Source organism: Cryobacterium sp. MLB-32 (assembly GCF_000738085.1).
Classification (GTDB): domain Bacteria; phylum Actinomycetota; class Actinomycetes; order Actinomycetales; family Microbacteriaceae; genus Cryobacterium.
Genome location: NZ_JPRS01000020.1, coordinates 1 through 18,821 on the forward strand (window position 1 = coordinate 1; position 18,821 = coordinate 18,821).

Sequence of the window (18,821 nt, forward strand, 5' to 3'; positions counted from 1 at the left end):
CGTAAAAGGACGACCTTGGTTTCACCATCATTCGGGATGGCCACAGCGGAGGCAGATTCATGACAAAAGTATGGAGGAAGACCGCGATCCTGGCGGTACTGCTCATGGCAACGAGCGGCGCACTGGTCGCCTGTTCCACGTCAGGTGGCGGAGGAACAAGCACATCCAGTTCGGACGTGGTCAAGATCGGACTACTCCTGCCGGAGTCGAAGACGACGCGTTACGAGAGCTTTGACCGGCCCCTCTTCGAATCGAAGATGAAGTCGCTGGGCAACTACGAGATCGTCTACGCCAACGCGGACCAGGATGCGGCGAAGCAGCTGCAGCAGGCCGAATCGGCCCTGACGGAGGGCGTCGCGGTTCTCGTGCTCGACCCGGTTGACGCGGCCGCCGCGGCGAGCATCGTCTCGTCGGCGAAAGCGCAAAATGTTCCGGTCATCTCGTACGACCGGCTGGTCACGAGCACTGATCTTTCCTACTACATCTCCTTCGACAACGAGCAGGTCGGTGTGCTTCAGGGCACCGCGATCGTGGACAAGATGAAGAAGGACGGCACCACGGCCGGCATGATCATGATCAATGGATCGCCCACGGACGGCAACGCGGCTCTCTTCAAGAAGGGCGCACACTCCGTGATCGACCCGTCAGGAATCCCGATTCTGGCCGAATACGACACCCCCGACTGGAGCCCCGACAAGGCGCAGGAATGGGCGGCGGGCCAGATCACCCAGTTCGGCAGCAAGATCGAGGGCGTCTACGCGGCCAATGACGGAACCGCCGGCGGCGCGATTGCCGCGCTGAAGGCGGCCGGAACAACCCCGTGGCCCCCGGTTACCGGACAGGACGCCGAGTTGGCGGCCATCCAGGCCATCGTCGCGGGCGACCAGTACATGACGGTGTACAAGGCGATCAAGGCCGAGGCAGAGAAGGCCGCGGAAGTGGCGCACATCCTCGCCACGGGTGGCACGATCAACGGTGAAACAACCGTGTCGGGAACCCCGTCGACGCTGCTGACCCCGGTGGTCGTGACCGTCGACAACATCATGGACACGGTCGTCAAGGACGGCTTCTACACCGTCGACCAGATCTGCACCCCGGCCTACGCCGACGCGTGCACAGCGGCCGGCATTCAGTAGCTGACTGACAGGGCCGGGAATCCCTCGGGGTTCCCGGCCCTGTGTCATCTGATACACCCTGCTTCATCTGATGCTCTGTCATCTGATGCTCTGTCATCTGATGCGACCGGGCTCATCTTGCTTAAACGGGCTTATCTGGCATAACCGGGCTCACTCGCCCCGTCAACAAAAGGACAGACCAATGGCGGTCCTCTCTCCCACACCCAACCCGACACCGACCCGCACGCCGCTGTTGACCATGCGGGGCATCAACAAGAGTTTCGGGGCTGTGCAGGCCCTGACCGATATCAATCTCGACGTCTACAAGGGCGAGGTGGTAGCGCTCGTCGGTGACAACGGTGCCGGCAAGTCGACCCTCATCAAGATCCTCGCCGGAGTGCACCCCGCAGACAGCGGCACGATCGTCTGTGACGCGAAGCCTGTCTCCATCAACACGCCCGCGGATTCCAACCGACTGGGCATCGCCACCGTCTATCAAGACCTCGCCCTGTGCGACAACCTCGATGTGGTGGCGAACCTGTTCCTCGGGCACGAGGTGGGCACGGTGACCCTCAACGAAGTTGAAATGGAGCAACGAGCGTGGCAGCTGCTGCGCCAGCTGTCGGCGAAGATCCCCTCCGTGCGTATCGTCGTCGCGTCACTCTCCGGCGGGCAGCGCCAGACCGTGGCGATCGCACGATCCTTGATCGGAGAGCCCGGCATCGTGATCCTCGATGAGCCGACCGCGGCTTTGGGTGTGGCCCAGACGGCGGAGGTGCTCAACCTGATTGAGCGGCTCAGGGAACGTGGGCTGGCGGTGGTGCTCATCAGCCACAACATGGCCGATGTGCAGGCGGTGGCCGACCGTATTGTGGTACTTCGCTTGGGCCGCAACAATGGTGAATTCACGGTCGGGGAGGTGAGCTACGAGGAGATCATCGCGGCGATCACGGGAGCCTCGGACAATGCGGTGACCCGACGGGCACAGGCCCGCGGCGATGAGGAGGACCACTCATGAGCATCCCCAGCACACCTGCCAGCACGCCAGCCGGCCCCGACACTGACGCACCCATGTCGTCTGTGGCGGCCGACCTGCAGGATGAACGACTGATTCAACGCAAAGGCTTGAAAGGCGCGGTGGAGGCGTCCTGGCTTCGGGTCCGAACCGGTGACCTCGGATCTCTCCCGGTCGTGATCGGCCTCATCGTGATCTGGATTGCGTTCTATGCCCTCAACCCCAACTTCCTTTCTCCGATCAACCTCGTCAACCTCACCCTGCAGTGCGCCGCTGTGGGCACCATCTCCATCGGCATCGTTCTGGTGCTGCTGCTCGGGGAGATCGACCTCTCGGTGGGATCGGTGAGCGGACTGGGTGCCGCCATTCTGGCGGTGGGCTTCGTCAACCTGGGCTGGCCGCTGGCGCTGGCGCTGCTGGCTGCCCTCGTCGCCGGCGTTCTGGTTGGACTGCTCTATGGGCTGCTCTTCACCCGTTTCGGCGTGCCCAGCTTCGTGATCACCCTCGCGGGTTTGCTCGGGTTCCTCGGGCTGCAGCTGTACGTGCTCGGTAAGACGGGGTCGATCAACATCCCCTTCGACTCCTGGATCGTGCAGTTCGCCCAGCAGTGGTTCCTGCCGGACTGGCTCTCTTACGTGCTCGTGGTGCTCGTGGTTGCGGCGTACGCTGCCCAATCGTGGGTCACTGCCCGGCGACGCGAGGTCGCTGGACTTTCGGCGCCGCTCACCTCCGTTCTGGTGGCCAAGACCCTCGGCCTGCTCATCGTTTTGGGCGTTCCCGCGTGGTACCTGAATCAGGCGCGCGGTGTGGGCCTGATGTTCCTGTTGTTCCTCACCTTCGTCGTGGTGATGAATTTCTTCCTCACCCGAACCAAATGGGGACGATCCGTGTACGCAATCGGTGGCAACGTTGAGGCCGCCCGGCGTGCCGGCATCAAGGTCAAGCGCGTCTATCTCTCGATCTTCGTGCTCTGCTCCACGTTCGCCGTCATCGGAGGCGTTTTGGCGGCCGCTCGGCTCGCGGCGGCGAATCAGGGCAGCGGCGGCGGCGACACGAACCTGAATGCCATCGCCGCAGCGGTGATCGGTGGTGCGAGCCTCTTCGGCGGCCGCGGTACCGCATTCTCGGCCTTGCTGGGAATCCTGGTGATCCAGTCCATCTCCAGCGGGCTCACACTGCTCAATCTGGATTCGTCGATCCGCTACATGATCACGGGTGCGGTGCTGCTGCTGGCCGTGATTGTGGACTCGGTGTCGCGGCGCTCGCGGGTGTCCCACGGGCGAGCCTAAGGAGGCGGCCGGCGGCCAGGTCAGCGCGGCGTGTGCTTGGACTGCACCCGCGCGGCCTGCAGTCGCAGAGCCTCGACGACGGTGCGCACGGCCAGGCGTTCGGCCCTGTCCGGGCGCATCAGGGCAACGATCTGCCGCTCGGAATCGACGCCCCGCAATGGTTTGAGCACCAACCTTCCCGGCTGCCCGCCGCCCGAGGTGTACCGGGGTACAAGGGCGATGCCGAGCCCGGCGGTGATGAAGGACTCGACCAGGCGAAGATCGGCAAACCGCTGGGTAACGGTGAGGCGTGCGCCTGACTGCTGCTCGATCTCGTGCAGGATTCGTTCGAACGGGTAGCCCTCCGGCACGCCGATCCACGGTTCTCCGGCCACATCGCTCGCTGACACGGATGCACGTGCTGCCAGCCGGTGGTCGGCCGGCAGACCCACGTCGAGTGGTTCGGTCATGAGCGGAACCACGCTGAGGCCGCGGCCGCCCCAGGCCGGCTCGCCACGCATTGTGTGGGCGAGCACGATGTCGAATTCTGCCGTGAGTGCCGGAAAGTCGCTGAGCTCCGGGTCGAGGTCGGTGCAGGTGACGATAAGGCCGGGAGTCTCGGAGAGCTCGGCCAGAGCGCCGGGCAACAGCATCTGGCCGGCGGTGGGAAAGGTGACCACGCTCACTTCGCCCGTTGCCAGGTTCCGGAACTCGTCCCAGAGAGCATTCGCGCGCTCCAGGGCGACCGCCACATCCGTGGCGCTGCGGGCGAGCGCGCGGCCCGCTGACGTGAGCACGAGTCCACGCCCGTTGCGCTCGGTGAGCGGCAGGCCGGCCTCTCGCTCGAGCACCTTGAGCTGCTGGGACACCGCAGAGGGCGTGCGGTGGGTGGCCCTGGCAACCGCCGTCACCGTGTGGCGCTCCGCCAATTCGCGGAGCAGCTCGAGTCGCTGCACATCCATGTAGCAAATCTACACAACTATGGCTAAATAGTGCGATTGTGCTGCACGGTTTTCGGTGCTGAAATAGAGACGTCGATCACGAGCAATGGCGCCTCCGTCCCACGACCAGCCACCTCTTTTCGAAAGGCACTTCCGTGTTCGCTCTTCTCGTTCTCCTCGCCATCATTTCCGTCGGTTCCATCGTTGCCCTGGTCGGCGTCGTCGCCCGTGATGGATACCGTCGGGCCCCGGAACGCGCGCTGGTTCGCATCTTCTAGGAGCGACCCGTTGAGTCGATGCCCTAATGTTGTTTCTGTGAAAGAAACGCGGCAGAAACTCATCGATTTCATCTCGGCCGAGGCCGTTTTTCACGGAGACTTTGTGCTCACGAGCGGTAAGTCGGCCACGTACTACGTGGATCTGCGCCGAGTGAGTCTCGATCACCGCGTTGCCCCGCTCATCGGCCAAGTCATGCTCGACCTGATCAAGGACATTCCCGACGTTGCCGCCGTCGGCGGACTCACGATGGGGGCCGATCCCATCGCCGCCGCTGTGATGCACCAGGCGCCGCCGTCGGTAGGAGCTACGACTCCTTCGTGGTTCGCAAGGAGCCCAAGGACCACGGCCGCGGCCGCCAGGTTGAGGGTCCAGACCTCGCCGGCAAGAGGGTTGTCGTGCTCGAAGACACGTCCACGACCGGCGGCTCGCCCTTGGCGGCGATTGAGGCGCTGCTCAAGGTCGGTGCGATCATCGCCGGTGTCGCCGTGGTCGTTGACCGCAACACCGGGGCCCGCGAGATCATCGAGGCCGCCGGCTACCCGTATTACGCGGCCCTCTCGCTTGAGGATCTGGGGCTGAACTAGTGCCCAAAGACGACGCGTCCGACCAGGGCGTGGACTGGCTGAGCTCGCAATTCGGCGAATCAGACACGAAGGATGAGCCAGCTGAGCCAGCTGAGCAGTCTGAGCAGTCTGAACTGCCTGAACCGCCTGCCGAATCTGTCGAGCCTGTGCCCTCTGCGCCCGTCACGCCTCCCCTCGTCGAATCGGTGCCCGCCGAAAAACCGACGATGCCCGCCGCGCCCGTGCCCGATGCGGGGTTGCCCGTTGCGATGCTGCCCGCTGCGGCGCTGCCCGACGAGCGAGTGGCGACCGCTCCGACTCCCGCGCCGCCCGTCCTGGCGTCGGAGTTCGACTCCGTTCTCCGTTCCGCCCGCACCCAGGCGGAGCTTGAGCCCGAGCCCTGGTGGACAACGCCGATTCCCGCAGCATCGGCGCTGCCGCCGGCGCTGACCCCGGCGTTGACCCCCACGGACGCGTTCGAGAATCCCGACGTCGAGGGCGCGGCGCGCCCGACGCCCGAGTCTCGTGGCGCCGATCTGGAACTGGACTCCACGCTTCCGCCGCCGCTGGGCGCCACGGATGCGGGAGCATCCGCGCCCGACAGCACCGAGACCGTCCAGAGCCTTCCGAGCCGCCATTCGTCGGTTCCGTCATCGACCAGGGCCACGCGGATCGTGATCTGGGTCGGTGTCGCAGTGCTGGCCGTCATCGTGCTGGTCGGCCTGTTCCTGCTGGGCCAGCGGCTGGCCGGCAGTGCAGCTCTGCTGCCCGTCGCAGCGCCCACCGCTAGCGCCACGCCCACGGCCACGCCAACGCCCACCCCGACCCCGGAGGTCACGGCGATGCAGCGACGGGCGAGCACGCCTGGAACACTCTGTTCGGTGGCGAATGCCTGCAGCCCTATGGGTCGCCCTGGGACGAGATTTTCACCGTCTCCGACTGCGCCGCCGCGCACGGCGCCCAGCTTGTCTACCGCGGGTCCTTCGGCGGCGATGCCACGACGGCCTTCCCCGGCGAGGCCGCCCTGGCCGCGCAGATGAACCTGCTGTGCAGTGCGCCCGGCATCCTCGACCTCACCGCGGCCGGCGCGTACCCCGACCTGCAGGTGCAGGGCAGTTACCCGATTGAGGAGGAGCAATGGACCGACACGTCACGTCACTACTACTGCTTCGTCAGCCGGTCATCGGCGGAGCCGCTCACCACGAGTGTGGCCGGTCCCGGTCCCGCCGTTTAGCATCGGGCGTAGGCTGACGGCACGATCGGAAGGTGTGCCATGGCGGAACCATCGTGGAACGACAAGATCATCGCCGAGTTCCGGGCCAATGAGGGCCGGGTCGGCGGCCAGTTCGCTGGTGCCCCGTTGCTGCTGCTGCATTCGCAGGGAGCCAAATCAGGGCTCGAACGCGTCAGCCCGATGATGTACCGCGCCGTCGGTGACACCTTTGCGGTCTTCGCTTCCAAGGCCGGCGCGCCGAGCAACCCAGCGTGGTTCCACAACCTCGTGGCGACGCCGGAGGCATCCGTTGAGGTCGGCACCGAGACCGTAATGGTGCGCGCCCGAGTGGCGGACGGAGAGGAGCGGCGGCGCATCTGGGAGGCCCAAAAGGCGGAGTACTCGGGCTTCGAGGCCTACGAACAGCGAACGACTCGAGAAATACCGGTCGTGATCCTCGAGCGTCGCTGACGTGAACGGGCCACGTTAGATTTCGTCGGACTCGACCAGTTCGGCTGAGACCAGTTCGTGCACCCCGGCGAGGGTCTCGTGCGGACGGAACGGATAGCGCGCAATCTCCGCGGCGTCACTGATACCGGTCATCACGAGGATGGTGTGCAGCCCCGCTTCGATGCCGGCGACGATGTCGGTGTCCATGCGGTCGCCGATCATGGCCGTGTTCTCGGAGTGTGCGCCGATCTTGTTCATGGCGGAGCGAAACATCATGGGGTTGGGCTTGCCCACGACATAGGGTTCCATGCCGGTGGCCTTGGTGATGAGCGCTGAAATTGCGCCCGTCGCGGGCATCGGGCCGTCTTTGCTGGGGCCGGTCGCGTCGGGGTTGGTCGCGATGAAGCGGGCGCCGTTGAGAATCAGGCGGATGGCTTTGGTGATGGCCTCGAAGGAATAGTTGCGGGTCTCTCCGACGACCACGAAATCGGGGTTGGTCTCGGTCATCACAAAGCCGGCTTCGTGCAGCGCCGTCGTAATACCGACCTCCCCGATGACGAACGCCGTGCCGCCGGGCATCTGCTCCTTGAGGAAATCAGCCGTCGCGAGCGCCGATGTCCAGATGCGATCTTCGGGCACGTTCAGCCCGGATGCGCGCAGTCGGGCGCTCAGGTCCCGCGGCGTGAAGATGGAGTTGTTGGTCAGGACGAGGAACGGCGTGCCGGTATCGGTCCACTGCTGCAGCAGCTCGGCAGCGCCCGGCAGGGCCTGGTTCTCGTGTACGAGCACGCCGTCCATGTCGGTGAGCCAGCATTCGATTTCGTCACGGCGAGCCATGGGGCGCTCCTGTCGTTGGGGGTTTCAGCCTAGCTGGGCGCCGTGGCATTGCGGTCATGTGTCACCCAGACCGCATCTCCGGCATCGGCCCTCAACCGGCGGGTCTGGCCGTCGGGGAACTGCAGGGTCAGCGGCTCGAGCACCGTGAAGTCCACTCCCGGGCCGATCCCGTCCGCGGCGAGCTCGCGCAGCACCGCCGAATCCCGGTCGCTCACCCGCAGCACCGTGCCGATGTGCCCGGCTCCGGCCTCGGCCAGCGGGATCGCCTGCGGGCGGGGGGACGTGCCGTCGGCGAGGGGGATCGGGTCGCCGTGCGGGTCGCATGCGGGGTAGCCGAGACGGGCGTTGATGGCGTCGAGCAGCCGGTCGGAGATGGCATGCTCCAGCACCTCGGCCTCCTCGTGCACCTCATCCCAGGCGTAACCCATTTCGCGCACGAGCCAGGTTTCGATCAGCCGGTGACGACGTACGACGGCGGTGGCCCGCAACACGCCGGCCTCCGTGAGGGCAAGGGGGCCATACGGAACGTGCTTGATCAGGCCGGCCGCGGCGAGCTTCTTCACCATCTCTGTGACGGATGACGGTGCCACGCCGAGCCGGGTGGCGAGCGCCTTCGGCGTGATCGGGTCGTTCTGCCATTCCGTGTGCGAATAAATGGTCTTGAGGTAATCCTCGGATGCGGTGATCGTGTGCTTCATGGCGGTCTCAGCGTAGCCCGGCGGCTCAGGGGGAGGTGAAGACGAGAACGAGCAGCACCGCATTGAGCGCCACGAGCGCCACCGCGCAGACTGCGCCGGCCACGGTGGTGAACCAGCGGTTCGCGAAGGTTCCGAGCAGGCCGCGTTGGGCGGTCAGCCAGACGAGGGGGATGAGGGCGAAGGGGATGCCGAACGAGAGCACAACCTGGCTCAAAACCAGCGCCTCCGTGGGGTCGAAGCCGATGCCCAGAATCACCAGGGCCGGAATCAGGGTGACCAGCCGCCGCAGCAGCAGGGGAACGCGCAGGTGCAGCAGCCCCTCCATGATCTCGGCTCCGGCGTAGGCGCCCACCGACGTGGAGGCGAGTCCGGAGGCGAGCAAGCCGATCGCGAAGCAGGTGGCGATAGCGGGCCCGAGCGAGGCCTGAATGGCGGCATAGGCGCCCTGCAGCGTGTCGGTTCCGTCCACCCCCTGCAAAGCGGATGCCGCCAGCAGCAGGATGGCGAGGTTCACGGTTCCGGCGATCAGCATGGCGATCGTCACGTCCCACTTCGTGGCCCAGAGGAGGCGCCTGGTGGCCGTGGTGCCCTGCCACTCCGGGAAGCGGTCACGGGCCAGAGAGGAATGCGCGTAAATGGCGTGCGGCATGATCGTGGCGCCGAGAATGGAGGCGGCGAGCAGCACGGAATTGGCGCTTTCGAAGCGGGGAACCAAACCGCCGAGAACCTGCCCGGCGTCGGGCGGCGACAGGAAGACGCCCACGGTGAAGCCCACCGTGATGATGAGCATGAGTGCCACGATCACCCGTTCGAAGACCTTGGGGCCGCTCCGGGTGTGCACCATCAGCACGACCATCGAGATCAGGCCCGTGATCGCTCCGCCGACGACGAGCGGCAGGCCGAACAACAGGTACAGGGCCACCGCTCCGCCGATGATCTCGGCGAGGTCCGTGGCCATCGCCACCAGTTCCGCCTGGATCCAGTAGAGCCGCCGGGCGAGCGGGCGCTTCATGCGGATGCCGAGAATCTCGGGCAGGCTCTGACCGGTGACGATGCCGAGCTTCGCGGACAGGTACTGGATCAGCCAGGCCATCACATTTCCGGCCACCACCACCCAGACCAGCAGATAGCCGTAGCGGGCCCCGGCGGTCATATTGCTCGCCACGTTGCCGGGGTCAAGGTAGGCGACGCCGGCGACGAGGGCCGGACCGAGCAGCCAGAGCAGACGCGACGACGCCACGGTCGTGGGCGTCATCGACCGGTCCCGGCGCGGCGCCTCGGTTCGTGTCATACCGAAACAGTAGTAAATATTTAGGCGCACCGAAACCCCTTGCCACATGTCGCGCTGGTCGAGGCGCGACGGAGGCGCGACGGAGGGTCGATGGAGGGTCGATTGAGGTCCCGCGACCGGATGCTCAGACCTGACCCCGAGGCACGACAACCGGACAGGCGCGGCGCGATAAAGTTAATCAGTGAGTACGCCAGCTGATAACCCCACAAACGAGCTTTCGACCTACGGTGTCGGACCGTGGCAGGGGGAGTGGCCCACCGAAGCCATCTACGACCCGGAGCTGCTTGAGCGCGGCGACACCCGCAACGTGATCGACCGCTACCGGTACTGGCTCATGGCCGCGATCGTTGCCGACCTCGACGAGCATCGGCATCCGTTTCATGTCGCGATCGAAAATTGGCAGCACGATATGAACATCGGGTCGATCGTGCGCAGCGCCAACGCCTTCGCGGCGGACACCGTGCATATCATCGGCCGCAAGCGCTGGAACAAGCGGGGCGCCATGGTGACCGACCGCTACCAGCACGTGATGCACCATCCGGATGTGGCGACATTCGTCGAGTGGGCGGCCGCCGAAAGCCTGCCGATCATCGCGATCGACAACGTTCCCGGCTCCGTCATCATCGAGACTTACCGCTTCCCGGAGCGCTGCGTGCTGTTGTTCGGGCAGGAAGGGCCGGGCCTGTCGGAGGCGGCGGTCGCCTCCGCCGACGCCATCGTCGAGATCAGCCAGTTCGGCTCCACCCGGTCGCTCAACGCCTCGGCTGCCGCCGCCGTCACGATGCACAACTGGGTACTGCAACACCACTTCTGAAAAGCGGGCCCGCACGTCGGGCCTATGTTGGGTGTAGTTCGCATTCACGCTGAAGGGGGAGCTCTTCGCGCAGCCACAACGGGGGAAACATGTTCACGAGGCGAAGAGTCAGTCGCGTGATCGCATGAAGCGCAGGATGACGGTGACGGGCCTGATCCTGGCAGGCCTGGTCGTGACGCTCTTGGGCAGGCGCGGCTGGGCGCAGGACTGGGCCACAATCCTCTGGGTCGCCGGGTTGGTCCTGTTCCTCGCTGCGCTGGGTGTCGCCCTCACCGGGCGCAAGAAAGGCACGACGAAGTCCTCCTCCCACTGATCGCGTCAGTGCCGCGTGCGCCCAGGCCAGCCGGGGTAGCCCGAAAGTTCTATTCCACAGGCCCTCCACACGCGCTACCGTGGTGGCATGACTGCGATCACTGATGATCTGCCGCCCGCCTACTCCACGAAGAACACGAGGGGTGGCAGGCCCTCGTGGCCGGTCAGGGTGCTGATTACTTTCAGCGCTTCATGACCCGTGACGGCCTGTTGATCCTGCCCGGTGCCATCATCGGCCGCGCCGACCTCACCGGACCGATCGTGGAACTCGCGAGTTGCGACGAATACCAGCTGCACGAGCCCGCCGTGATTCGCCTGAATGACCATGCCGGAATCGTGGTGTCGCGGGTCGTCCTGCGACGCGGCGAGCACCTCCATGAGTACTTCGTGTCGACCACGTATGTGTTCGACGACGGCGGCTGGTGCATCGCGGCGCAGCAGCGTACGCCCGCCTAGCCCCGCCCACTCGCCCCTGTTCGGTCGGCCCTCGTTAGGTGGTCTTCAACCGCGCCGCGATAGTATCTAGTGTGACCGGCGAAAATTTGCTTGACCAGCCAGCGACCCTCCTCCCCGAAGAATCGGAGGTGATCGCGGCGCTCAGCCGAACCGCAAGGCAAGACATTGCTGGCGTGGCGTGGGCGCACCCGACTTCTTCGCTCGCCTGGGCGGCCCTCGCCGATGTGGCATTCGAGGAGGGACGCACCCTCGAGTCGTACGCCTTTGCCCGGGTGGGCTACCACCGCGGCCTCGATTCCCTGCGTAAGGCCGGTTGGAAGGGCCACGGACCCGTTCCGTGGAGCCACGAGCCGAACCGCGGTGTTCTGCGCGCCCTGTTCGCGCTTCGCCGCGCCGCAGGCGAGATCGGTGAGACCGACGAGGTCACCCGGCTCACGACATTCCTCACGGATGCCGACCCTGCCGCGATCGGACGCATAGAGGCCCTGTCGGCCGTGAACCCGGGCAGCGATCCCGCGCCCCCCACAGAAGCTTTTGTTATACGAGGAGAGAACTAGACATGCCAGCGATCGTCCTGATCGGCGCCCAGTGGGGCGACGAAGGCAAGGGTAAGGCCACAGACCTGCTCGGAAGCCGCGTCGACTACGTCGTCAAGTTCAACGGTGGAAACAATGCCGGTCACACCGTCGTGGTCGGTGACGAGAAGTACGCCCTGCACCTGCTCCCGTCCGGCATCCTGAGCCCCGGCGTCACTCCCGTGATCGCCAACGGAGTCGTCGTTGACATCGAAGTGCTCTTCGAAGAACTCGACGCGCTCAGCGAGCGCGGCGTGGACGTGTCCCGACTCAAGGTGAGCGCGAACGCCCACCTGATCACGGCGTACCACCGCACCCTCGACAAGGTCTCCGAACGTTTTCTCGGCAAGCGCCAGATCGGCACAACCGGCCGCGGCATCGGACCGTCCTACGCCGACAAGATCAACCGCGTCGGCATCCGCGTGCAGGACCTCTTCGACGAGAACATCCTGCGTCAGAAGGTGGAGGGTGCCCTCGACCAGAAGAACCACCTGCTCGTGAAGGTGTACAATCGCCGCGCGATCGAGGTTGACGAGGTCGTCAATGAGCTGCTCGGCTACGCGGAGCGCCTGCGCCCGATGGTCGCCGACACCGCACTGCTGTTGCACCAGGCGCTTGATGCCGGCAAGACCGTGCTGTTCGAAGGCGGCCAGGCCACGATGCTTGACGTCGACCACGGTACGTACCCGTTCGTCACGTCGTCTAACGCCACCTCCGGTGGCGCCGTGACCGGTTCGGGTATCGCGCCCAACCGGATCGATCGCGTGATCGCGGTCGTGAAGGCGTACACGACCCGCGTGGGTTCCGGCCCCTTCCCCACCGAGCTCTTCGACGATTCCGGCGAGTTCCTGCGGGCCAAGGGCTTTGAGTTCGGCACCACAACCGGTCGCCCGCGCCGCTGTGGCTGGTACGACGCGCCCATCGCCCGCTACACGTCGCGCATCAACGGTGTCACCGACTTCGTGCTCACCAAACTCGACGTGCTCACCGGCCTCGACAGCATCCCGGTGTGCGTTGCATACTCCGTCGACGGCGTGCGCGTCGACGAGGTTCCGGTCTCGCAGTCCGACTTCCACCACGCGACTCCCATCTACGAGGAGTTCCCCGGCTGGACCGAAGACATCACCAACGTTCGCGACTTCGACGACCTGCCGCAGAACGCCAAGAACTACGTGCTCAAGCTCGAGTCCATCAGCGGTGCTCGTATTTCTGCGATCGGCGTCGGCCCCGACCGTGAGGCAATCGTGGTGCGCCACGACCTCATCGACTAAACCGCCACGTCGGGCCGGCCCTCATCCCTCGAATTTTCGCGAGATGGGGGCCATCGCTTTGTGTCGGTGGTGGCAGAATGCTTGTCGTGACCGCAGTTCGTCCGCTCACCCGCACGCTGCGAGGCCGCTTCGTTCAGCTGCAGCCCCTCGGCAGCGCCGTCCTGCCGGAGCTGCATGCGGCGATCGCGAATCGTGCGGTCTTCGAGAACGGGTACGGCGGTGGCCTGTCCGCCCTCAGAACGGATGTCGACGGTTTCATCGTCTGGGCGCGCGGCTACTTTCAATGGGAAAGCCTGCCGTTTGGCGTTCGGCTGCTCGGTGGCCTCAACGACGGGGACCTTGTGGGCACAACGACGCTCGGCGACCTCGACCTCGAGTGTGAATCCGCCCACCTCGGCTGGACTGCCTACGATCCGCGCGTGTGGGGAACCGCCGTCAACGCCGAAACAAAGCTGCTCCTCCTGGACGAGGCCTTCCTCAACGGGTTCGGCCGCATCCAGCTGCAGGCCGATTCCATCAACGTGCGGTCACGGGCCGCGATCGAGGGCATCGGGGCCACGTTCGAGGGCGTGCTGCGCCGCGACCGACCCCGCGCCGACGGCTCGTGGCGTGACACGGCCGTCTACTCGATCCTCGCCGACGAATGGCCCACCGTTCGTGCCGGTTTGCACGAACGCATCGACGCCTATCCTGGCCGATCGATCACCTACCGCTCCGTGGCGCGCGACACCAAGCCCCGATAGCGGGGGATTCGGGGGCTCGTCGGCCGGGCCGAACGCCGGAAGACGCCCGTCACCGTGGCCGGGGGCGCGGCACGCCGGCGGGGCGGGATAGTCTCGGCACGTGGCCTCAACTCCCTCCTCCAATACGACCCTCGTCGGCCTCCAATTTGTCGGCATGGGTCTGATCTGGGGTGCCAGCTTCCTCTTCATGAAGATCGCCCTCGATGGCGTCACCTTCGGTCAGGTGGCCTGGTCCCGTCTTGTGCTGGGCGGGCTCACCCTGGGCCTGATCGTGCTCGCCCGGCGTCCACGCGTAAACGGCGGCCCCGTGCTGCCCCGGGAGCCGATTGTCTGGGTGCATTTCCTGGTGATCGCGATCACGGGTTGCCTCGTTCCGCACCTCCTCTTCGCCTGGGCCGAACAGTACGTGTCCTCGAGCCTCGCGAGTATCTACAACGCGGTGACACCCATCATGACCGCGCTGATGGCCACCCTGGCCTTTCGGGTGGAACGTCTCGCGCGCGGCCAGGCGGTCGGTGTCGTCATCGGGATTCTCGGAGTCGTGGTGATCATCGCGCCGTGGCGCTACGCCGCGCTCACCGGTGACCTCTGGGGGCAGCTCGCCTGCCTGGGAGCGGCGGTCTGCTACGGCTTCACGTTCGGCTACACCCGCAAGTTCCTGAGCGGTCGCCCGATCGCCGGCAGCACGTTCGCGTTCATGAACATCGGGCTCGCCGGGGCACTGATGCTGCTGCTAACACCCGTGCTCGCCTGGCAGCCCGTGCAGCTCAGCTGGTCCATCGTGCTGAGCCTGCTGACGCTCGGCGCGCTCGGTACCGGTCTCGCTTACATCTGGAACATCAACGTGCTGCGCGCGTGGGGGCCGACGAACACCTCCATGGTGACGTACGTCACGCCGGTCGTTGGCGTGACCCTGGGTGTACTCGTTCTGGCCGAAACCTTCTCGTGGCACGAGCCGACCGGCGCCGTTCTCGTGCTGTTCGGCATTCTGCTTACGCAGAAGAGACTGCGCTTCGGCCCGCGTTCCCGCCGGCCGCTGCGCGGGAGCGCACCGGTCACGACACCCTGAATCATGGGGGACCGGCGGGGCCGCGCGGAGGCGGGCAGCCGCATGCATTATCGTCGAAGCATGGCCGTACACGAGGAATTGCCCGCCGACGCGGGCCAGGACGCAATTGACCAGTTGCACAGCATTCGCGAAAGCATCGACAACATCGACGCAGCGCTCATCCACATGCTCGCCGAACGCTTCAAGTTCACGCAGCAGGTCGGCCGGCTCAAGGCCGTGCACGGGCTGCCGCCCGCCGATCCCGGCCGCGAACTCGAGCAAATCGACCGGCTGCGGGCCCTCGCCGTCGAGGCCCACCTGGACCCGATGTTCGCGGAGAAATTCCTCAACTTCGTGATCGCCGAGGTCATCCACCACCACGTGCAGATCGCCACCGGAACCATATCGACCGATCTGTCGTGAGCTGGAACCCGCGCACCCTGCCCACGCAGGTCGGCAAGACCTTCGTGGTGACCGGCGCCAACGCCGGTCTCGGGTATTTCACGAGCGAGCAGCTCGCGGGTGCCGGTGCGCACGTGATCCTCGCCTGCCGCAACCCGGAGCGAGCGGAGTCGGCGCTCACGGCCATTCGTTCCCGTGTGCCGGGGGCATCCGTTTCATCGCTGCAGCTCGACGTGTCCGACTTGCAGTCGGTGCGCGACGTCTCCGAGACGCTGCGCGCGCTGCCGCGCCTCGACGGGCTCATCCTCAACGCGGGAATCGTGCACCCGTCGGCCGACCGGCAGGTGAGCCTGGACGGCAATGAGCTCATCTTCGCCACCAACTTTCTGGGGCACTTCGCCCTCACGGCCGGCACGCTCATGGCCCTGCGTCGCACGCCTGGCAGTCGGGTGGTGTCGCTCGGATCGATGATCTCGCGGCTGATGGACTCCTCGCTCGACGACCTCCAGCTCGCCACCACGTACAACGGGTGGAAGGCCTACGCGCAGTCGAAGATCGCGATGCAGGTGTTCGGCTTCGAACTCGACCGACGCCTCAGGGCGAACGGCGCGGGCATGGTGCAGTCGCTCGTGGCGCATCCCGGGTATTCCATTTCCGGTCTCACCCCGACCATCGCCGGCGTCAATGAGATCACGCCGACGAAGCGCGTCACCGACGGACTGCAGTTCCTCGTGGGGGCGCAAAGCAAGCAGCACGGCGCCTGGCCCACCGTGCGCGCGGCGATCGACCCGGATGCCCACGGCGGCGACTACTTCGGCCCGCGTTTCCTCACCCGCGGTGCACCGACCCGCCAACCGGCCACGCGCACGTCACGCGATCGCGGCGTGGCCGCACGGCTGTGGGAACGCGCCGAGACATTGATCGGAGAGCCCTTCCTGTAGGGGTAGCTCCACGGCGCAAGTTGTGCTTTTATGGTTGGCGTGGTGGATGTGCCAGCGGATGTGGCCACGGAACTCACGAAGTTGGGTGCCGCCGTCGACGCTGTCGTTCCGCCGAAAACCGCCACGAACCTGCTCATCGGAAGCTGGAATTTGCGCGGCTTCGCGAGCGTCTCGCCGACCTGGTCGGCCAGCGCCGCCGACAAACCGCAGCGTGACTGGCGTGCCGTGGCGAGTATCGCGGAAATCATCTCCCGGTGGGACGTTGCGGCCGTACAGGAGGTTCGCCGCGACGTCGCCGCCCTGCGGTTTCTGATGCAGAGCCTCGGACCGCACTGGCGAGTGCTCACCTCGGATGTCACGGAGGGCGACGCGGGTAATGGGGAGAGGCTGACCTTTTTGTACGACACGACGCGCGTGCAACCATCCGGCTTGGTGGGCGAGATCGTGCTGCCGACCGGGCTGCGGCAGGCAACGGCGACGCAATTCGCCAGGTCACCGTACGCGGCCAGTTTCACCCGCGGAGGGGTGGAGTTCATTCTCACGACCGTGCACATCGTCTGGGCCAGCGTGAGCGAACGCATCCCGGAGATCCGCGCGTTCGCGAACTGGATGCGGGACTGGGCAGACCGCCGAAATGATTGGAACGACAACCTGCTCGTATTGGGCGACTTCAACATCGACCGTTATGGCAACCCGCTCTACAACGCTTTTGTCGAAACGGGTCTGTTCCCACCGCCCGAGCTCAACAACCTGCCGCGCACCATCTTCGACGATGCCAAGACCGCACACTTCTACGACCAGATCGCCTGGTTCACCACGAACACTCACCCCGTGAAATCCCTCCTGTCCGGGCTTGAGTACACGAACCATGGAGGGTCCTTCGACTTTCCCCGGTTCGTCTACCCCGGCATGCCGCCGGCTCAGCTGTCGTGGCGAATCTCCGACCACTATCCGCTCTGGGTCGAGTTCGCGCTGGCGAGTTGAGTCGGCACCGGGCTGTGATCGCACCGGGCTGAGATCGCACCGGGCCGAGATGGCACCGGGCGGAGTCCTAGCCCGATGCTCGGCTGCGCGTATTGGCCCGGTGAGCGGCGGCGGGTCGCCAGGTGCGGGTCGGATCAAACAACACCGGACCTCGCACTTCGGGGCGACCTCGCACCATGCGAATCTCCCACCCGGAGGTGTCGATCGTCGCGTGGTGGTACCAACAGAGGAGGCATCCGTTGTCGATGTCGGTCTTTCCCTTGAACTGCCACGGAATGATGTGGTGCACCTCGCACCAAGCCGCGGCGATCGTGCAGCCCGGTATTACGCAGCCGCCGTCTCTCGCGGCGATCGCCCGACGTTGGCCCGGGGTGAAGAACCTTTTCTTCTCACCGAGATGGAGGACTTCGCCGTTCTCGCCGAAGATCATTTCCTGGAACCCGCCGGCGCACATCTTCTGCCGCACCGTGCGGAGCGAAACGGGTGCCTCGACCCCGTCGACCCAGCCGACACCGTGCCCACTCTTGAGGTCGGCCGCGTTCACGTGCACCATGACCACGGGAGCCGCTCCTCCCATGCTCGGTGTCTTGCAGTCTCGCGACGCAGCGTCGAATATCGCACGCATGATGTCGGCCCGCTTCTCGCCGCCCGTGCGTGGGTCTTCGAATTCCTCGGCTCCCGGGATGAGCTCCCCGGCCTCGATCAGCGCTAGCTGCTCGGCGCTAGGGAACTTCGGTGTCGCGTGGGCCGAGAGGAAGGTGTTGAAGACGCCATCCATCACCCCGCGTAACTCCGGCGTGACCCCGCCCCGCAACGGGTAGAGGCCTGCTTTCAGTCGGCCGAACCCGACGTTACTCTTCGCAGCGGTGGCCTCATCGGAGGGGGCTGCGCCGTCCGGGTCGAGACGAGCTTCCCACTCGTGGGCCTGCGCCCGAATCAGATCGGCTGAGAAAGCGATCCCCGCCCCCGGCAGTCCTGCGGTCTCGGGGGTGATGGCCCCGGTCGCCGACGCCACCAGTGCCCGTTCGGCCCGGTCGAGGTCGTCGGGAGCGACCCGCCGCGACAGCGGCTCCAACGCGGTGACGATCACCTCGGCCGCGTCCACTCCGAGTTCCCCGGAGGAAAGCCCTTCGGCGACTGCCGGGTGCAATACCGGCAGTTCCTGCCCGAGCAGCCCACTCGCGGCACCTGCCACACCCGAGATGAGGAGGCCGAGCCGCATCCGCCGCTTGGCCTCCGAGCCCGACACCCGCGTCACTCCGGTGATCAGGTCATACTTGCCTCGGCATCCGTTCTTGTAAGCCAAGGACTCGTGGCCGAGGGCCGTATCGGCCCTCGCTGCGACATCTGTTGCCGACGGGACCCTGGCCCCGTCTACTCGGCGGCCCATCTTCTCGACCACCGCCATCACCCTGAGGGATGCTTCTTCGTGCAGGCCGTGGAAGTTCACCTCGGCCAACGCAGCTGCCATTGAAGCCTCGGCCAGCTCCAGCTGGGCGATCACCTCAAAATCAGACTTCTGCGTCGTTGACATACCCCATTCTCCCACGAATAGAACAGATAAGCGAGGTATTCTCAGATAAGGACGAGAGAAATCGAAGATAT

General features: G+C 65.8%; 22 protein-coding genes and 1 pseudogene. 18 read left to right on the top strand and 5 right to left on the bottom strand.

Going from position 1 to position 18,821, the window contains the following annotated elements:
- Positions 1 to 59: 59 nt before the first annotated feature.
- The 3 genes from JF66_RS04100 (at position 60) to JF66_RS04110 (ending at position 3,419) form a co-directional block, all read left to right on the top strand.
- Entirely contained in the window at positions 60 to 1,136 is a 1,077-nt protein-coding gene (locus JF66_RS04100) for a sugar ABC transporter substrate-binding protein (protein ID WP_035875557.1), read from the top strand.
- Positions 1,137 to 1,317: 181 nt separating this feature from the next.
- Positions 1,318 to 2,133, top strand: a complete 816-nt coding sequence (locus JF66_RS04105) for an ATP-binding cassette domain-containing protein (protein WP_051973108.1) — start codon at positions 1,318 to 1,320, stop codon at positions 2,131 to 2,133.
- On the top strand, positions 2,130 to 3,419 hold the full coding sequence (locus tag JF66_RS04110) for a sugar ABC transporter permease (RefSeq protein ID WP_081882136.1): 1,290 nt from the start codon (positions 2,130 to 2,132) through the stop codon (positions 3,417 to 3,419). The genes JF66_RS04105 and JF66_RS04110 overlap by 4 nt, the downstream gene beginning before the upstream one ends.
- Before the next feature lie 20 nt (positions 3,420 to 3,439).
- On the opposite strand, the gene JF66_RS04115 is transcribed toward JF66_RS04110, so the two are convergent.
- A complete protein-coding gene (locus tag JF66_RS04115; RefSeq protein ID WP_035875559.1) occupies positions 3,440 to 4,360 on the bottom strand; it encodes a LysR family transcriptional regulator in 921 nt (306 codons plus the stop codon).
- 134 nt (positions 4,361 to 4,494) lie between these two features.
- On the opposite strand from JF66_RS04115, the gene JF66_RS24950 reads away from it, so the two are divergent.
- The 5 genes and pseudogenes from JF66_RS24950 to JF66_RS04135 all read left to right on the top strand — a co-directional run bounded on the left by JF66_RS24950 (position 4,495) and on the right by JF66_RS04135 (position 6,865).
- The gene (locus tag JF66_RS24950; RefSeq protein ID WP_255351506.1) at positions 4,495 to 4,617 is read left to right on the top strand and encodes a hypothetical protein; all 123 of its coding nucleotides are present in this window, start codon (positions 4,495 to 4,497) and stop codon (positions 4,615 to 4,617) included.
- A gap of 37 nt (positions 4,618 to 4,654) precedes the next feature.
- Positions 4,655 to 5,202 (top strand): annotated as a pseudogene (pyrE, locus tag JF66_RS04120) (orotate phosphoribosyltransferase).
- Between the two features lie 206 nt (positions 5,203 to 5,408).
- Positions 5,409 to 6,221, top strand: coding sequence for a hypothetical protein (locus tag JF66_RS04125; RefSeq protein ID WP_156109650.1), 813 nt, complete (start codon positions 5,409 to 5,411; stop codon positions 6,219 to 6,221).
- The gene (locus JF66_RS04130; RefSeq protein ID WP_035875563.1) at positions 6,218 to 6,415 is read left to right on the top strand and encodes a hypothetical protein; all 198 of its coding nucleotides are present in this window, start codon (positions 6,218 to 6,220) and stop codon (positions 6,413 to 6,415) included. Before JF66_RS04125 ends, JF66_RS04130 begins: the two co-directional genes overlap by 4 nt.
- A gap of 39 nt (positions 6,416 to 6,454) precedes the next feature.
- Positions 6,455 to 6,865, top strand: coding sequence for a nitroreductase family deazaflavin-dependent oxidoreductase (locus JF66_RS04135; RefSeq protein WP_035875565.1), 411 nt, complete (start codon positions 6,455 to 6,457; stop codon positions 6,863 to 6,865).
- A gap of 15 nt (positions 6,866 to 6,880) precedes the next feature.
- On the opposite strand, the gene JF66_RS04140 is transcribed toward JF66_RS04135, so the two are convergent.
- Genes JF66_RS04140 through JF66_RS04150 form a run of 3 tightly spaced genes read right to left on the bottom strand, consistent with a single transcriptional unit; the run spans position 6,881 to position 9,670 of the window.
- Positions 6,881 to 7,681: an HAD-IIA family hydrolase gene (locus JF66_RS04140; RefSeq protein WP_035875567.1), complete on the bottom strand. Its 801-nt coding sequence runs from the start codon at positions 7,679 to 7,681 to the stop codon at positions 6,881 to 6,883.
- 29 nt (positions 7,682 to 7,710) lie between these two features.
- A complete protein-coding gene (locus tag JF66_RS04145; protein WP_035875568.1) occupies positions 7,711 to 8,379 on the bottom strand; it encodes a metal-dependent transcriptional regulator in 669 nt (222 codons plus the stop codon).
- Positions 8,380 to 8,404: 25 nt separating this feature from the next.
- Positions 8,405 to 9,670 carry an Nramp family divalent metal transporter gene (locus JF66_RS04150; protein WP_035875570.1) on the bottom strand — a complete coding sequence of 422 codons (1,266 nt, stop codon included), beginning with the start codon at positions 9,668 to 9,670 and terminating at the stop codon, positions 8,405 to 8,407.
- A 181-nt stretch (positions 9,671 to 9,851) separates the two neighbouring features.
- Here JF66_RS04150 and JF66_RS04155 point away from each other — a divergent pair, with 181 nt between their 5' ends.
- From JF66_RS04155 to JF66_RS04200, 10 genes are all read left to right on the top strand, one after another.
- Positions 9,852 to 10,484, top strand: a complete 633-nt coding sequence (locus tag JF66_RS04155; protein ID WP_035875572.1) for a TrmH family RNA methyltransferase — start codon at positions 9,852 to 9,854, stop codon at positions 10,482 to 10,484.
- Positions 10,485 to 10,608: 124 nt separating this feature from the next.
- On the top strand, positions 10,609 to 10,797 hold the full coding sequence (locus tag JF66_RS04160) for a hypothetical protein (RefSeq protein ID WP_035875575.1): 189 nt from the start codon (positions 10,609 to 10,611) through the stop codon (positions 10,795 to 10,797).
- A gap of 191 nt (positions 10,798 to 10,988) precedes the next feature.
- Positions 10,989 to 11,252, top strand: a complete 264-nt coding sequence (locus tag JF66_RS04165) for a hypothetical protein (RefSeq protein ID WP_156109651.1) — start codon at positions 10,989 to 10,991, stop codon at positions 11,250 to 11,252.
- 71 nt (positions 11,253 to 11,323) lie between these two features.
- Positions 11,324 to 11,809 carry a DUF3151 domain-containing protein gene (locus JF66_RS04170; protein ID WP_035875579.1) on the top strand — a complete coding sequence of 162 codons (486 nt, stop codon included), beginning with the start codon at positions 11,324 to 11,326 and terminating at the stop codon, positions 11,807 to 11,809.
- A 2-nt stretch (positions 11,810 to 11,811) separates the two neighbouring features.
- Positions 11,812 to 13,098: an adenylosuccinate synthase gene (locus JF66_RS04175; RefSeq protein ID WP_035875581.1), complete on the top strand. Its 1,287-nt coding sequence runs from the start codon at positions 11,812 to 11,814 to the stop codon at positions 13,096 to 13,098.
- 86 nt (positions 13,099 to 13,184) lie between these two features.
- A complete protein-coding gene (locus tag JF66_RS04180) occupies positions 13,185 to 13,841 on the top strand; it encodes a GNAT family N-acetyltransferase (RefSeq protein WP_035875593.1) in 657 nt (218 codons plus the stop codon).
- A gap of 100 nt (positions 13,842 to 13,941) precedes the next feature.
- Complete coding sequence (locus JF66_RS04185; RefSeq protein WP_231556287.1) at positions 13,942 to 14,910, top strand: DMT family transporter; 969 nt, start codon at positions 13,942 to 13,944, stop codon at positions 14,908 to 14,910.
- A 60-nt stretch (positions 14,911 to 14,970) separates the two neighbouring features.
- Positions 14,971 to 15,312, top strand: coding sequence for a chorismate mutase (locus JF66_RS04190; protein WP_051973110.1), 342 nt, complete (start codon positions 14,971 to 14,973; stop codon positions 15,310 to 15,312).
- Positions 15,309 to 16,232 carry an SDR family NAD(P)-dependent oxidoreductase gene (locus JF66_RS04195; protein ID WP_035875585.1) on the top strand — a complete coding sequence of 308 codons (924 nt, stop codon included), beginning with the start codon at positions 15,309 to 15,311 and terminating at the stop codon, positions 16,230 to 16,232. The genes JF66_RS04190 and JF66_RS04195 overlap by 4 nt, the downstream gene beginning before the upstream one ends.
- A 30-nt stretch (positions 16,233 to 16,262) precedes the next feature.
- A complete protein-coding gene (locus JF66_RS04200) occupies positions 16,263 to 17,216 on the top strand; it encodes an endonuclease/exonuclease/phosphatase family protein (RefSeq protein WP_035875587.1) in 954 nt (317 codons plus the stop codon).
- Positions 17,217 to 17,283: 67 nt separating this feature from the next.
- Here the strand turns inward: JF66_RS04200 and JF66_RS21560 are convergent, their stop codons facing one another.
- Positions 17,284 to 18,750: an HNH endonuclease signature motif containing protein gene (locus tag JF66_RS21560; protein WP_051973111.1), complete on the bottom strand. Its 1,467-nt coding sequence runs from the start codon at positions 18,748 to 18,750 to the stop codon at positions 17,284 to 17,286.
- Positions 18,751 to 18,821: the final 71 nt, after the last annotated feature.

Coding starts and splice junctions, on each gene's coding strand:
- JF66_RS04100 (WP_035875557.1), top strand. CDS start 60: ATGACAAAAGTATGGAGGAAGACCGCGATCCTGGCGGTACTGCTCATG.
- JF66_RS04145 (WP_035875568.1), bottom strand. CDS start 8,379: ATGAAGCACACGATCACCGCATCCGAGGATTACCTCAAGACCATTTAT.
- JF66_RS04130 (WP_035875563.1), top strand. CDS start 6,218: ATGAACCTGCTGTGCAGTGCGCCCGGCATCCTCGACCTCACCGCGGCC.
- JF66_RS04200 (WP_035875587.1), top strand. CDS start 16,263: ATGGTTGGCGTGGTGGATGTGCCAGCGGATGTGGCCACGGAACTCACG.
- JF66_RS21560 (WP_051973111.1), bottom strand. CDS start 18,750: ATGTCAACGACGCAGAAGTCTGATTTTGAGGTGATCGCCCAGCTGGAG.
- JF66_RS04140 (WP_035875567.1), bottom strand. CDS start 7,681: ATGGCTCGCCGTGACGAAATCGAATGCTGGCTCACCGACATGGACGGC.
- JF66_RS04190 (WP_051973110.1), top strand. CDS start 14,971: ATGGCCGTACACGAGGAATTGCCCGCCGACGCGGGCCAGGACGCAATT.
- JF66_RS04110 (WP_081882136.1), top strand. CDS start 2,130: ATGAGCATCCCCAGCACACCTGCCAGCACGCCAGCCGGCCCCGACACT.
- JF66_RS04115 (WP_035875559.1), bottom strand. CDS start 4,360: ATGGATGTGCAGCGACTCGAGCTGCTCCGCGAATTGGCGGAGCGCCAC.
- JF66_RS04175 (WP_035875581.1), top strand. CDS start 11,812: ATGCCAGCGATCGTCCTGATCGGCGCCCAGTGGGGCGACGAAGGCAAG.
- JF66_RS04165 (WP_156109651.1), top strand. CDS start 10,989: ATGACCCGTGACGGCCTGTTGATCCTGCCCGGTGCCATCATCGGCCGC.
- JF66_RS04160 (WP_035875575.1), top strand. CDS start 10,609: ATGAAGCGCAGGATGACGGTGACGGGCCTGATCCTGGCAGGCCTGGTC.
- JF66_RS04150 (WP_035875570.1), bottom strand. CDS start 9,670: ATGACACGAACCGAGGCGCCGCGCCGGGACCGGTCGATGACGCCCACG.
- JF66_RS04135 (WP_035875565.1), top strand. CDS start 6,455: ATGGCGGAACCATCGTGGAACGACAAGATCATCGCCGAGTTCCGGGCC.
- JF66_RS04125 (WP_156109650.1), top strand. CDS start 5,409: ATGCCCGCCGCGCCCGTGCCCGATGCGGGGTTGCCCGTTGCGATGCTG.
- JF66_RS04105 (WP_051973108.1), top strand. CDS start 1,318: ATGGCGGTCCTCTCTCCCACACCCAACCCGACACCGACCCGCACGCCG.